This is a genomic window from Streptomyces sp. NPDC041713, assembly GCF_055591085.1.
The window spans coordinates 260,448-272,831 of record NZ_JBVIZY010000005.1 but is presented as its reverse complement, the minus strand read 5'-3'; the positions used below and the strand labels follow the sequence as shown (position 1 = coordinate 272,831).

The window sequence follows — 12,384 nt, the reverse complement described above, 5'->3', positions numbered from 1 at the left end:
TAAATGAGTCAGTACCACGGCATTCTGTGCTACGACCTGTCCACCGAGGAAATATCCTCCCTGCACCAGTTGCTCGACGAACCGAACGTGGCACGGAACGATCCGGGCGACCCGGCGTTCTACGACAATGCCTGGGAGCTGGTGGCGCGGGTACCGGCCGGACTGCGCCGGTTCCTGGAGGAGTTCCGGCGCAACGACGCGGCCGCCGCCTTCATGCTGCGCGGCTTCGGCGTCGACGACGACGCCGTCGGCCCGACGCCCCGCAACTGGGCCGAGGCCGCCGCCGCGGGCCGCACCCGCAGGGAGGAACTCTTCCTCGCGCTGATGGGCGAGTGCCTCGGCGAAGTGTTCAGCTGGCCCACCCTGCAGTCCGGGCGGCTGATCCAGAACGTGCTGCCCATCGCCGGCGAGGAGGGCGAGCAGAGCGGGCACGGCAGCGATGTGCTCCTCGAATGGCACACCGAGGACGCGTTCCACCCCTACCGCTGTGACTATCTGGCCCTCTTCGGTGTCCGCAACCACGACCGGGTGCCGACGACCCTGGCCTCGGTCCGGGACGTGGAGCTGTCGGCGGACGCCCGGCAGGTGCTGTCCGAGCAGCGGTTCTACATCCTGCCCGACGACGAGCACCTGCGTCAGCTCGCCGTCCAGCGGCCCAACGACCCCGGGCTGCTGCGGGTGCGTGCGATGCGGGACGACCCCAAGCCGGTCGCCGTGCTCTTCGGCGCCGCGGAATCCCCGTACCTGCGCATCGACCCGTTCTTCATGCGCTGCGTCGACGGTGACGCCGAGGCGGAGCGGGCGCTCAAGGAGCTGGTGACGGAGCTGGAGCGCGCGCAGCAGGACGTGGTGGTCGAAGCGGGCAACCTGCTGGTCGTCGACAACTACCTTGCCGTGCACGGCCGTCGGGCGTTCACGGCACGGTACGACGGCACCGACCGCTGGCTGCAGAAGGCCGTGGTCACCCGTGACCTGCGCAGGTCACGCTCCGCGCGGGAGTCCGCCGCGGGACGCCTTGTCGTCTGACCCCGGCGGTGGCGGCCCACGCGGCCGCCACCGCGGCACGGCCGCAGTGGCGGACACCACATGTGGGCTTGGGGGGCAGCCACTACTGTGAGCCGTATGACAGCCCACTCGGATGACGACGGTGACCACGAGGACGCCCCCTCGCCCGGGGAGGACGTGGCCGGCCAGGAGCGTGACTACTTCGAGAACCGGCGCCTCATCCAGGAGTTGGACGACGACGACGCCGGACGGCGGGAGCGGCGCCGGCTGAGGGTGCAGGAGCGGAAGATGCACCTGCGGGTCCGCATGCACCGCTACCAGCGCCAGCAGGACCCGGGGCCCCTGCAGCGGGACATGGTGCTCCCGCCGCTGCCCGCGGACGACGATTCCTACGGGCAGGACCCCGCGGACTTCGACGACGACCGGGACTAGGGGTCCTCGCGGGCCTCAGGGTTTCCTCGCCACGGCCCCGAACTGGGGGAGCGTCGGGGCGGCACCGTCGTCGGGGCGCCAGTGTGCGCAGGAGACCAGGCCCGGCGTCAGGAGGTCCAGGCCCTCGAAGAACGCGGCGATCTCCGTGCGGGTGCGGGCGGTGATCGGCGGGGTTGCGTTCTCGTTCCAGAAGCGCATGGCCTCCACGTTGCCCTCGCCGTCGAGGTCGGCGTCCGTGGTCGGATGGGTCAGGACGAGGAAGCTGCCGGACGGGACCGCGGCCATGAAGCGGCGCACGATCTCCCGTGCCTCGTCCGTGTCCGTGACGAAGTTGAGGATGCCCAACAGCATGACCGCCACGGGGCGTTCGAGGTCCAGCGTCGACGAGGCGCTCGCGATGACGTCGTCCGGGCGGCGGATGTCGGCGTCGATGTAGTCCGTCGCCCCCTGCGGGGTGCCGACCAGCAGACTGCGGGCGTGGACGAGGACGATGGGGTCGTTGTCGACGTAGACGATGCGGGACTCCGGGGCGACCCGCTGCGCTATCTCATGGGTGTTGTCCAGGGTCGGCAGCCCCGTGCCGATGTCCAGGAACTGGCGCACCCCGCGCTCCGCGGTCAGGAAGCGGACCGCGCGGCCGAGGAACTCGCGGTCCGCCCGCGCGACGTCCCGGATCACCGGGAACATCGTGGCGACCTGGTCACCGACCTGCTGGTCGACCTCGTAGTGGTCCTTGCCGCCGATCCAGTAGTTCCACACCCGCGCGTTGTGGGCGATCCCGGTGTTCAGCCTGTCCGACACGTCCGACGGGCGCTCGTTCCCAGTCACTTCGTCCCCAGTCCTCTCCCCACACGGCCCGTACGTCCCTCGTACGGTCCTCGCGCGGGCCCCGTCATTGTCGTGCTTCAGGACGACGGTGTACGGGAGTTGGGGGCGGTGGTCGTTGCCTGTTCCTCCGCGAGGCGGCGCGGGCGGGTCGTCAGGATCAGCGGGGCGTCCTCCGTGACTGCGACCGTGTGCTCCGAGTGGGCGGTGCGGGAGCCGTCGGCGGAGCGGATGGTCCAGCCGTCCGGGTCGTACACGATCTTGTCCGTGCCGCGGGCGAACCAGGGCTCGATCGCGATCGTGAGGCCCGCCCGGAGCTTCCAACCCCGGTCGGGGCGGCCGTCGTTGGGGATGTGCAGGTCCTCGTGCATGGTGCGGCCGATGCCGTGGCCGCCGAACTCCAGGTTGACCCGGTAGCCGTACTCCGCGGCCACCGCGCCGATCGCCGCCGAGATGTCGCCGATGCGGTTGCCGGGGCGGGCGACCCGGATCGCGGAGTCCAGGGCGACCTCCGTCGCCTCGATCAGCCGGACGTCCTCCGCCGCCGGCGTGCCGACGATGACGGTGTGGGCCGAGTCCGCCGACCAGCCGTCGATGGTCACGGCCATGTCCATGGTCAGCACATCGCCGTCGCGCAGCTTGTACGGGTGCGGCAGGCCGTGCAGCACCGCGTCGTTGACCGACAGGCACACCACGTTGCGGAAGGGGCCCTTGCCGAACGACGGGGCGTAGTCCCAGTAGCAGGACACCGCGCCGCGCTCCTCGATGCGGCGGCGCGCGTGGTGCTCCAGGTCCATCAGGTCGACCCCCACCGCGGCGAGGTCGCCGAGCTCCTCCAGGACCTGGCCGACGAACCGGCCGGTCACGTGCATGCGCTCGATGTCCCTGGGCGACTTGTGTTCGATCACTGCGGTCCTCTGTTCCCCGAGGTGGCGTCCGGCCATGCTTGGTCGGCTGCTGGCCGGTATATTTATACCAGGGAGTGTCGGGGGGCTGGGCGGTTGCCGGTCGAACACGGGCGCCCCTACCCTGTCCGCATGGTTCGCCACCCGCTCGCCCCCGAACAGATCGAGGCGGGCCGACGCCTCGGGGCCGCGCTGCGTGCCGCCCGGGCCGGGCGCAGCCCCGTCGACGTGGCCCTCGCGGCCGGGATCTCGCCGGAGACCCTCCGCAAGATCGAGACCGGCCGGCTGCCCACGCCGGCCTTCGGCACCGTCGTCCGTCTCAGCGAGGTGCTCGGCGTACCGCTCTCCGAGCTGGCCCGCGTCTGGCGCGTCGCTCCGGACGAGGGCGCCGGGCCGGGGCTCGGGGCCGGGTCGGGCCTGGCGCTGAGCGAGGCGTCGTGACCCGCGGGCTCGCGCCCGTGACCCCGTACTCCGTGACTCCGTGACCCGTGACGCCCGCTATTCGATGACGAGCTCCACCGGGATGTTGCCGCGGGTCGCCTTCGAGTAGGGGCAGAACGCGTGCGTCTTGCGCAGGAGCTCCTCGCCCGCGGGGCCCTGCAGGTGGTCCGGGAGCTCGGCCCGCATGACCACGGCGAGGCCGAAGCCGCCGTCGGTGTCCTTGCCGATGCTGACCTCGGCGGTCACCGACACGTCCGTGACGTCGATCTTCTCCTGACGGGCGACGTTGCCCATCGCGCTCGCGAAGCACGCGGCGTACCCGGCGGCGAAGAGCTGCTCGGGGTTGGTGCCCTGGCCGTCGCCGCCCAGGGCCACGGGGAAGCCGAGTCGCAGGTCGATCTGGCCGTCGGAGCTGACGGCACGGCCCTCGCGCCCGTTGGCGGTGGCCACGGCGGTGTACAGCGCGTCCATGGTGTCCCTCTCCTCGTTCTGTGCTGCGTACGTCGGTGTGTGTTGCGTACGAGAAGTAGAGCACGCAATTCAGTTGTGCACAACTCAATGGGGCGTCGAGGTAGCCTGGCCGCATGGAGAAGGCACAGGCCGGGTCAGGCAGGGACGACATGGGCGACAGGGGCGGCGTACGGGACGAGCAGGACTTTCTGCGGCTCGACGAGCAGATCTGCTTCTCGCTGCACGCGGCCACCCGCGCCTTCAACGGCGTCTACCGCACCGCGCTGAAGGATCTGGGGCTCACCTACCCGCAGTACCTGGTGATGCTCGTGCTCTGGGAGCACGGCGAGCTCCCCGTCAAGAAGATCGGGGAGCGGCTGCGGCTCGACTCCGGCACGCTCTCGCCGCTGCTCAAGCGCCTGGAGGCGGCCGGCCACGTGGAGCGGCGGCGGAGCCCGGAGGACGAGCGGTCCGTGACCGTCCGGCTCACCGATGACGGGGTCGCGCTCCGCGAGAAGGCGCGGGCCGTGCCCCGCGCCATCGCCGAGGCCACGGGGCTTTCGCTGGCGGAGGTCAGGGATCTGCGCGCCCGGCTCGACGCGCTGACCGACGCCCTCGACGCCGCGGGCTCCGGCGCCGGAATTCGGGCGGGGCGAGTGTCGGGCGCCTGCGGGGGCTGACCGCGTGGGGTCTGTCGAGGGAGGGCGGATGTCGACCGCCCCCCGGCGTGCGCCCCGCCCTACGCCCTGGCCCTACATCCCCGCCCCGAACACCGCCCCCGTCGTCGTCACCACCGCGCACTTCCCCGCCGCCCAGCGCAGCGCCATCGCGTGGTCGTCCGCCGAGAAGTCCGCCACCGCGTCGGCCACGACGAACGCCTCGATGTCCTGCATCCACGCGTCGCACGCCGTCATCAGCACGCCGATGTGGGCGTAGACGCCGGTGACGACCAGCTGGTCGCGGCCCTGTTCGCGCATCCGCTCCAGCAGGTCCGTGCGGACGAAGCCGCTGTACTTCCACTTGGTGAGGACCGTCTCGGCGGGCGTCGGGCCGATCTCGGCCGCGATGGCCGCCGCGTGCGCGTCGTCGGGCAGCCCGGAACCCCAGAAGTCCTGCTGGAGTCCGCGCTCGGCGGGGGTCTGGCCGCCCGGCTGTGCGGTGTGCAGGACCGGCACGCCGAGTTGGGCCGCCGACCGCTTCAACTCCGCCACATTGGCGAGGAGTTCGGGTACGGGGGAGGCCGTCCGGTCGTACGCGGAGAGGAAGTAGTTCTGCAGATCGTGTACGAGGAGGACGGCGCGGGACGGGTCGACCGTCCAGTCGACGCGGTTCGCCGGCAGCGCGTCGGCCGACGGCATCGGATAGGGCGTGATGGCGGGCAGGGCCATGGTGGTGGGGTGTTCCGTTCCGGTCAGGCCGATGGGGCGGGGGAGGAGGGGGAGGAGTACGGGGACGGGGTGGACGGGGGAGGCGCGGCGGACGCGGGGGTGCGGGCCGACGCCGCGCGCAGGTCCTTCTTCGAGATCTTGCCGACCCCCGTCTGCGGGAACGCCGTCACGAACTCCACCCGGTCCGGCACCTTGTAGGAGGCCAGGCCCCGTTCGCGTACGAACTTCTTGACCGCGACCGGCTTCAGCGGCGCCGCGTCCGCGCGCAGGATCACGTACGCGCACGTCCGCTCGCCCAGGTACGGGTCGGGCTCGGCGACCACGTTGGCGTCGTGCACGGACGGGTGGGCGAGGAGGTGGTTCTCCACCTCCTCGGCCGCGATCTTCTCGCCGCCCCGGTTGATCTGGTCCTTGGCCCGTCCCTCGACGACGAGATGGCCGGTCCCGGTACGGCGTACGACATCGCCCGTACGGTAGAAGCCGTCCGCCGTGAAGGAACGCGCGTTGTGCTCGGGCGCCTTCCAGTAGCCGCGGATCGTGTACGGGCCGCGGGTGAGCAGATGGCCCGTCCCGCCCGTCGGCACGTCGTTGTCCTCGTCGTCGACGACGCGGATCTCGTCGTCCGGCGAGATCGGGCGGCCCTGCGTGGTGACGATCGTCTCCGTGTCGTCGTCCAGGCGCGTGTAGTTGACCAGGCCCTCCGCCATGCCGAAGACCTGCTGCAGCGTGCAGCCCAGCGCCGGCTTCACCCGGCGCGCCGCCTCCTCGCTGAACTTCGCGCCGCCCACCAGGAGGACCTCCAGGCTGCTCAGGTCGTACGGGGTGGTGGGCGCCGCCTCCGTCCAGAGCAGGGCGAGCGGCGGGACCAGGCCCGTGAGGGTGACGCCCTCGGCCTCGATGAGGGGGAAGGCGGCCTCGGGGCCCGGCCGCGGGCAGAGCACGACGCGGGCGCCCGCGTACAGCACGCCCAGCGAACCCGGCGACGACAGCGGGAAGTTGTGCCCGGCGGGCAGGGCCACGAGGTAGACGCTGTCCTCGTCGACCCCGCAGATCTCGTTCGAGCCGCGCACCGAGTAGAGGTAGTCGTCGTGGGTGCGCGGGATCAGTTTCGGTACGCCCGTGCTGCCGCCGGAGAGCTGGAGGAACGCCAGGTCAAAGGGGGCGGGGGGATCCGTGATGGGGGCCGGTTCGGCGGTGACGTCCGACAGCGCCTCGAACGGTCCCGGGTCGCCGTCGGCCACGAACACGTGCCGCAGCGTGGGGACTTCGTCCACGAGCTTCGCCGCGAGCCCCCGGTAGTCGAAGCCGCCGAGTTCCTGTGGGATGACGTACGCCGCGGCCTCCGTGAACGCGCAGAAGTAGCGGATCTCCGTCTCGCGGTGCGCGGGCAGCGCGAAGACCGGGAGCGCCCCGATGCGGAACAGGGCGAAGACGGTCTCGAAGAACTCGGCGATGTTGGGCAGTTGGACGACCACCTTGTCGCCCTTGGCGATGCCTCGGGCCAGCAGGCCCGCCGCCAGGCGGTCGGCCCGGTCGTCGAGCTCGGCGTAGGTCCAGCGGCGTGGCGCCGGGCCCGCCGGGTCCACGATCGCCACGCGGTCGGGGTGGTCGGCCGCGCGCTCGCGCAGCATCTCGCCGAAGGTCTCGCCGCGCCACCAGCCCGCGGCGCGGTAACGGGACGCGAACTCCTCGGGCCAGGTGGGGGCTTCGGGGTGAGTGGGGGCCTGGGGGTGGGTGAGCTTTTTGGGGGTGTACGCGTTCACAGGGTCGCTCCCACCGCGTTCAGGAACGTACGGAACTTCGCGCCCGTCTCCGCCGTCTCCGCCGCCGGGTCCGACGCGGCGACCACGCCCGCGCCCGCGTACAGCCGCAGACTCCGCTCCCCGGCCTCCGCGCAGCGGATCGTCACCACCCACTCGCCGTCCCCCTGCGCGTCGCCCCAGCCGACGACACCCGTGAAGAAGCCGCGGTCGAACGGTTCCGTCGCGCGGATCACCTCCCGCGCGGTCGCCGTCGGCGTGCCGCACACCGCGGGGGTGGGGTGCAGGGCGCAGGCCAGTTCCAGCGCGGACACGGCCGGGTCGGTGAGCGTGCCGGTCACCGTCGTCGACAGGTGCCACATCGTCGCGGTGCGGACGAGGGTGGGGCGGGCCGGCACGGTCAGCTCCGTGCAGTGGGCGGCCAGCGCCTGGTGCACGCCGTCCACCACGACCGCGTGCTCGTGCAGGTCCTTGGCCGACTCCAGGAGGGCGGCCGCCCTGCGCACGTCCTCGGCGAGGTCGGCGCTGCGGGGTGCCGAGCCGGCGAGCGGGTTCGCCACGATCGTGTGGCCGCGGCGCGAGACGAGGAGCTCGGGGCTGGCGCCGATGAGGGTGCGGCCCGGGGCCGTGGGCAGCGCGAAGACGTAGCCGGCCGGGTCGCGGCGGGCCAGGCGCTGGAGCATCGCGGGGAGGTCGAGCGGGGCGGGCGCGGTGAGTTCGAGGGTGCGGGCGAGGACGACCTTGCTGAAGTCGCCGCGCCACATGCGGTCCACCGCGGCGGCCACGCCCGCGCGGTACTCCTCCGGGGCGGGGACCGGGCGGATGCGCCAGCCGGTCGCGTCCGGTGTCTCCGTCGGCAGGGCGATCAAGGGGTCCGCGGCGAGTGGGGGCGCGGTGTGCGACGTTTCGGGGACGGTGAGGGCGGCGGGGGCGGTGGGGTCGAAGGGGATCGCGCCGATGACGTACGGGTCCGCGACTCCGGCGCGGTGTGCGGCGGTCAGGGTGGCGGTGACGCGGTGCGGCAACGGTCTCTCGTCGTGCGGGACGTGGGCGTGTACGCCGGTGGTGAGCAGGGTGCGGGTGGGGGTGCCGAGGAAGTGGGCGGTCGGGGTGTAGGCGGCCAGGAGTGCGGTGGCTGCGCCTGCCACGGGGTGGGGGTGCGGGTGCGGGTGCGGGTGCTCGGGGGTCTTGGCGGGTGGGGCGACCTCGGGTGCGGTCGGCACGGGGGCTCCAATTCTTGGGTGGGGGACAGGGGTTCGGGTGTAGGTCTGGGTGCGGTGCGGTGCGGTGCGGTGCGGTGCGGTGCGGTGCGGAGTGGTGTGGGTGGCGTTTGCCTCTGGGGGCGGGTGCGGCCGTTGTGCCTTGGGTTCGTTTTTGGGTGCGGGGCCGCGGGGGTATGTGCGTACTCGCTATCCACTGCTCGCCACGCCTCGTGGACAACGAGGCCACCGTGCGCTCGGTGCTCCGTGCGCACATACCCCCACGTCCCCTCCCGTCTCGTACGCGGGTGCCGGGCCGTGGGGCGGCTCTGCTTTTTTCAGCGCAGGGTTGCTCCGCCGTCCACGTACAGCTCCTGGAGTGTGATGTGGCGGGCGCGGTCCGACGCCAGGAACAGGACCGCTTCGGCTATGTCCTGGGGGGTGGCTATGCGGCCCAGGGGGATGCCCGTGCGGTACGTCATGAGGTCGCCGTCCAGGACGCCGGGCGGGGGCTCGGGGGACGTGGCGTCGGGCCAGAGGGCGCGCTGCATCGCGGTGTCCGTGGTGCCGGGGGCCACGACGTTGCAGCGCACACCGGTGCGGGCGATCTCCAGGCCGAGGCACTTGGTGAAGGCCGTCGCCGCCGCTTTGGACGCGGCGTACGCGGCCATGCCCGTGCGGGGGATGCCCGCGGCGTTGGAGCCCACGGTGATGATGCAGCCGGAGCCGCGTGCCGTCATGTGTGCCGCGGCCGCGCGGGAGGTGTGGAAGACGCCGGTGGCGTTCACCGCGAAGGTGTCGGCCCAGTCGGCGTCGGTCAGTTCGAGCGCGGGGGAGCTGCGGAGGATGCCCGCCACGTTCACCAATAGGTCCAGGGCGCCGTGGGCGCGGACGATGTCGGTGACGGTGTTGGTCACGGTGGTCGCCTCGGTTACGTCCATGACTCGGGGCGTGACCGTGCCGGTCGACTCGCTTGTGGCGTGGGCGAGTTCGTCGATGCCGGGCGCTTCGCGGTCGGTGGCGATGACGTGTGCGCCCCGTGCCGCCAGGGCGGCGGCGACCGCCGCGCCTATGCCCTGGCCCGCGCCGGTCACCAGCGCCGTGCGCCCGGCGAACTCGTCGGTGGGTGACGCGTTCGGTATGTGCTCGGGCATGGTGCCTCTCCCAACTTGTTAGGTGAGCCTAACCTAACTTACCGATTTGGTGGGTCGTTGTCGGCGGGTAAGGGCGGGGGTCTTCTGCGGGTCCCTGTGTTACCTTGCGAGTGGTACGTGTGTACGCCCCGTCTCGGGCGCCCGTACCTCCCGGCCTCTGTCGGGGTCTTTCGGACCATCGCTTCGGTCCTTTTTCCTCTGCTGTTGAAACGCAGTTCTCTTTTCGTCCGTTGTTGCGGGGCGTGGTCATGTGCCGCCCCGCGCCGGGCCCGCCTGTCCGCGAAAGGGCACACCTCTCATGACCATCACTGAATCTGTAACTTCCGTCGCCTGTACGGGAGTTCTCGACGTCGGGCGCGACGGGCGGGGGTTCCTCCGGGGAGCCGACTGCCTGCCCCGAGCCCATGACGTGCAGGTACCCGCCGCCGTCATCCGGCAACTCGGGCTGCGCACCGGCGACTTCGTCGAAGGCGTCTGCGGGCGGCCGCGCGTGCTCGCCGGGGCCGAGCGGGTCAACGGGCGGGCGGTCGGCGCCCTGCGCGGCCGGCCCCGCTTCGCGGACCTCACCCCGCTGCATCCCCGCGAACGGCTCCACCTGGAGCTGCCCGGCGGGCCCGTCGCCGGGCGGCTCGTCGATCTCGTCGCGCCCCTCGGCAAGGGGCAGCGCGGGCTGATCGTCGCCCCGCCGCACACCGGCAAGACCGTGCTGCTCCAGCAGATCGCCGCCGCCGTCGCCCGCAACCACCCCGAGTGCCACCTCATGGTCGTCCTCCTCGACGAACGGCCCGAGGAGGTCACCGACATGCGGCGCTCGGTCCGCGGCGAGGTGCTCGCCTCCACCTTCGACCGGCCCGCCAAGGAACACATCGCCCTCGCCGAACTCGCCGTCGAGCGCGCCCGGCGCATGGTCGAGGACGGGCGGGACGTCGTCATGCTCTTCGACTCGCTGACGCGGCTGTGCCGCGCGTACAACAACGCGGCCTCCAGCGGCGGCCGCACCCTCAGCGGCGGCGTCGACGCCTCGGCCGTGCAGGGGCCCAAGCGGCTCTTCGGCGCCGCCCGGCTCGCCGAGGAGGGCGGCTCCCTCACCCTGCTCGCGACGGCGCTCGTGGAGACCGGATCACGCGCCGACGACTACTACTTCGAGGAGCTGAAGAGCACCGGCAACATGGAGCTGTGGCTCGACCGCTCCATCGCACAGCGCCGCGTCTTCCCCGCCGTCGACGTCACCCCTTCCGGCACCCGCCGCGAGGAACTGCTCGTGCCCGGCGAGGAGTTGACCGCCATGCGCGGGCTGCGCCGGGCCCTGCGCGGCCGGGACGGGCAAGGCTCCCTGGAGGCGCTGCTCGAACAGCTCGCGAAGACCCCGAGCAACGCGGCGTTCCTGCGTCAGGTGCGCCAGACCGTGCCGGGGGCGCACGTCCGGGCGGACGCTACGGCCGCGTGACGTGCACGCGGTAATCGCCGTCGTCGTTCACGCCCGCCACCGTCACCCGGATCCCCGTCTTGCGGTCGGTGAAGGTCTCGCCGACGCCGTAGGTCGCGTCGGACAGCTCCGCGTGCACGTTGGGGCGGTGCGTGCAGCCGCCGCTGTCGGGCTTGGAGTCCGAGACCGTGATCGGGCCGTGGCCGGTGTCGACCTCCGCGTCCACCCGGTAGACCAGGACGCCCGGCTTGCACACCGCCTCGTCGTTGCCGCCCTCGGTGCGGGCCTCGATCGCGAACCCCGCCTTCTCGTCCAGCGGGGCGAACGCCAGCTTCGTGCCGCCGGTGCGGGACAGCGGGGACAGCACGTGCTCGGTGGTGCCGGAGCTCGCGGCGCAGCTGACCTGGTCGTCGTCGAGCCAGCCCAGCTTCCACTTGTGCCAGGCCACCAGGTCGTTGTTGGCCCCCCAGTCCTCGCTCATGATGTCCCAGTGCCCCGCCGCGCCGCCGCCCTCCTGGGTGTAGAGGTCGGGCAGGCCGAAGACGTGGCCGTTCTCGTGCGGCAGGACGCGGTATCCCGTCTCGCCGTAGCTGCCCGAGCCGTCGTCCTGGCGGCTGTAGACGAACGACGCGTTGGAGACGGGGACGCCGTCCGCGACGGGAGCCTCGTGGTTGCCCGCGAAGGTCACCGACAGGACGGTGTCGAGGGCGGAGGGGCCCGCGTTCGGGGTGATCAATATGTTCACGAGGTCGTACGAGCGGAAGTCCACGTCCGGGTCGGCGGTCGCCACGATGTCCTCGACGAGCGTGCGGTAGCCGGGGTCGAAGGGGGCGCCGCGCTCTATGCCGTACTTCGCGAAGCTCTTGGGCATCCGCAGCCAGTGCTTGATCGGGGCTTCGGGGCGGTAGTCGAGGCGCCCGTACGAACTGGTTTTGAACCACTTCGACGTCTGCGGGAAGAACTCCGCGAGCCGGTCGAGGGCGCTGCCCTCGCCCTGTGCGTCGGAGAAGTCGATCATGAGGTTCAGGGCCCGGACGGTGCCGGTGGAGCGGGCGTAGCCGGGCGATGTGGGCACGCCCTCCGACATCTGCACGCCCATCGCGCCGCTGATCATGCAGGGGGCGAGCGTGGCGCCGCGGGTCAGGGCGACCGGTCCTGCCGCGCTGGGCGACTTCTCCATCAGGCGGCCGGTGCTCGCCGACGTGGTGAGCGCGAGGGCGAAGGCCGAGAGGGAGGCGAGGGCGGCGCTGCGTATGTGTCGCCAGGTCGGCTGCTGCATGCGTGGCCTTCCGCTCCGCGGCAGCCGCCGGTCCTGGCTGCACCCTGTCCGATCACCCTCTGCCGGGGGGTGCGCGTGCGCTCGCTGGGTGCGACCGATCGTGGGTTTCTCGCCGGAGCA

General features: G+C 72.1%; 13 protein-coding genes. 5 read left to right on the top strand and 8 right to left on the bottom strand.

Annotated elements, in window-relative coordinates:
* Positions 1–3 precede the first annotated feature (3 nt).
* Both gntD and ACZ6CV_RS17665 read left to right on the top strand, forming a co-directional pair.
* Positions 4–1,026: a guanitoxin biosynthesis L-enduracididine beta-hydroxylase GntD gene (gene gntD, locus ACZ6CV_RS17670; RefSeq protein WP_469251681.1), complete on the top strand. Its 1,023-nt coding sequence runs from the start codon at positions 4–6 to the stop codon at positions 1,024–1,026.
* Between the two features lie 96 nt (positions 1,027–1,122).
* The gene (locus ACZ6CV_RS17665; RefSeq protein ID WP_469251680.1) at positions 1,123–1,437 is read left to right on the top strand and encodes a hypothetical protein; all 315 of its coding nucleotides are present in this window, start codon (positions 1,123–1,125) and stop codon (positions 1,435–1,437) included.
* A 15-nt stretch (positions 1,438–1,452) separates the two neighbouring features.
* Here ACZ6CV_RS17665 and ACZ6CV_RS17660 read toward each other — a convergent pair whose 3' ends face one another.
* Both ACZ6CV_RS17660 and map read right to left on the bottom strand, forming a co-directional pair.
* Positions 1,453–2,238 (bottom strand): SAM-dependent methyltransferase, encoded by a 786-nt coding sequence (locus tag ACZ6CV_RS17660; RefSeq protein ID WP_469251679.1) that lies wholly within the window; start codon positions 2,236–2,238, stop codon positions 1,453–1,455.
* Between the two features lie 104 nt (positions 2,239–2,342).
* On the bottom strand, positions 2,343–3,170 hold the full coding sequence (gene map, locus ACZ6CV_RS17655) for a type I methionyl aminopeptidase (protein WP_469251678.1): 828 nt from the start codon (positions 3,168–3,170) through the stop codon (positions 2,343–2,345).
* 129 nt (positions 3,171–3,299) lie between these two features.
* Here map and ACZ6CV_RS17650 point away from each other — a divergent pair, with 129 nt between their 5' ends.
* A complete protein-coding gene (locus ACZ6CV_RS17650; RefSeq protein WP_362372752.1) occupies positions 3,300–3,608 on the top strand; it encodes a helix-turn-helix domain-containing protein in 309 nt (102 codons plus the stop codon).
* A gap of 57 nt (positions 3,609–3,665) precedes the next feature.
* Here the strand turns inward: ACZ6CV_RS17650 and ACZ6CV_RS17645 are convergent, their stop codons facing one another.
* The gene (locus ACZ6CV_RS17645) at positions 3,666–4,079 is read right to left on the bottom strand and encodes an organic hydroperoxide resistance protein (RefSeq protein ID WP_355807573.1); all 414 of its coding nucleotides are present in this window, start codon (positions 4,077–4,079) and stop codon (positions 3,666–3,668) included.
* Between the two features lie 149 nt (positions 4,080–4,228).
* Between ACZ6CV_RS17645 and ACZ6CV_RS17640 the strand changes: the two genes are divergently transcribed.
* Complete coding sequence (locus ACZ6CV_RS17640; RefSeq protein WP_469252013.1) at positions 4,229–4,738, top strand: MarR family winged helix-turn-helix transcriptional regulator; 510 nt, start codon at positions 4,229–4,231, stop codon at positions 4,736–4,738.
* Positions 4,739–4,810: 72 nt separating this feature from the next.
* On the opposite strand, the gene ACZ6CV_RS17635 is transcribed toward ACZ6CV_RS17640, so the two are convergent.
* The 4 genes from ACZ6CV_RS17635 to ACZ6CV_RS17620 all read right to left on the bottom strand — a co-directional run bounded on the left by ACZ6CV_RS17635 (position 4,811) and on the right by ACZ6CV_RS17620 (position 9,559).
* Positions 4,811–5,446, bottom strand: coding sequence for an isochorismatase family protein (locus ACZ6CV_RS17635; protein WP_469251677.1), 636 nt, complete (start codon positions 5,444–5,446; stop codon positions 4,811–4,813).
* 23 nt (positions 5,447–5,469) lie between these two features.
* On the bottom strand, positions 5,470–7,209 hold the full coding sequence (locus ACZ6CV_RS17630) for a (2,3-dihydroxybenzoyl)adenylate synthase (RefSeq protein WP_469251676.1): 1,740 nt from the start codon (positions 7,207–7,209) through the stop codon (positions 5,470–5,472).
* The gene (gene dhbC / locus ACZ6CV_RS17625; protein WP_469252012.1) at positions 7,206–8,354 is read right to left on the bottom strand and encodes an isochorismate synthase DhbC; all 1,149 of its coding nucleotides are present in this window, start codon (positions 8,352–8,354) and stop codon (positions 7,206–7,208) included. The genes ACZ6CV_RS17630 and dhbC overlap by 4 nt, the downstream gene beginning before the upstream one ends.
* Before the next feature lie 389 nt (positions 8,355–8,743).
* On the bottom strand, positions 8,744–9,559 hold the full coding sequence (locus ACZ6CV_RS17620) for a 2,3-dihydro-2,3-dihydroxybenzoate dehydrogenase (RefSeq protein ID WP_469251675.1): 816 nt from the start codon (positions 9,557–9,559) through the stop codon (positions 8,744–8,746).
* Positions 9,560–9,857: 298 nt separating this feature from the next.
* Here ACZ6CV_RS17620 and rho point away from each other — a divergent pair, with 298 nt between their 5' ends.
* A complete protein-coding gene (gene rho, locus ACZ6CV_RS17615) occupies positions 9,858–11,006 on the top strand; it encodes a transcription termination factor Rho (RefSeq protein ID WP_469251674.1) in 1,149 nt (382 codons plus the stop codon).
* Here the strand turns inward: rho and ACZ6CV_RS17610 are convergent.
* Positions 10,993–12,264 carry a M6 family metalloprotease domain-containing protein gene (locus ACZ6CV_RS17610; protein ID WP_469251673.1) on the bottom strand — a complete coding sequence of 424 codons (1,272 nt, stop codon included), beginning with the start codon at positions 12,262–12,264 and terminating at the stop codon, positions 10,993–10,995. The two genes, rho and ACZ6CV_RS17610, sit on opposite strands and share 14 nt — an antisense overlap.
* Between the last annotated feature and the right edge of the window lie 120 nt (positions 12,265–12,384).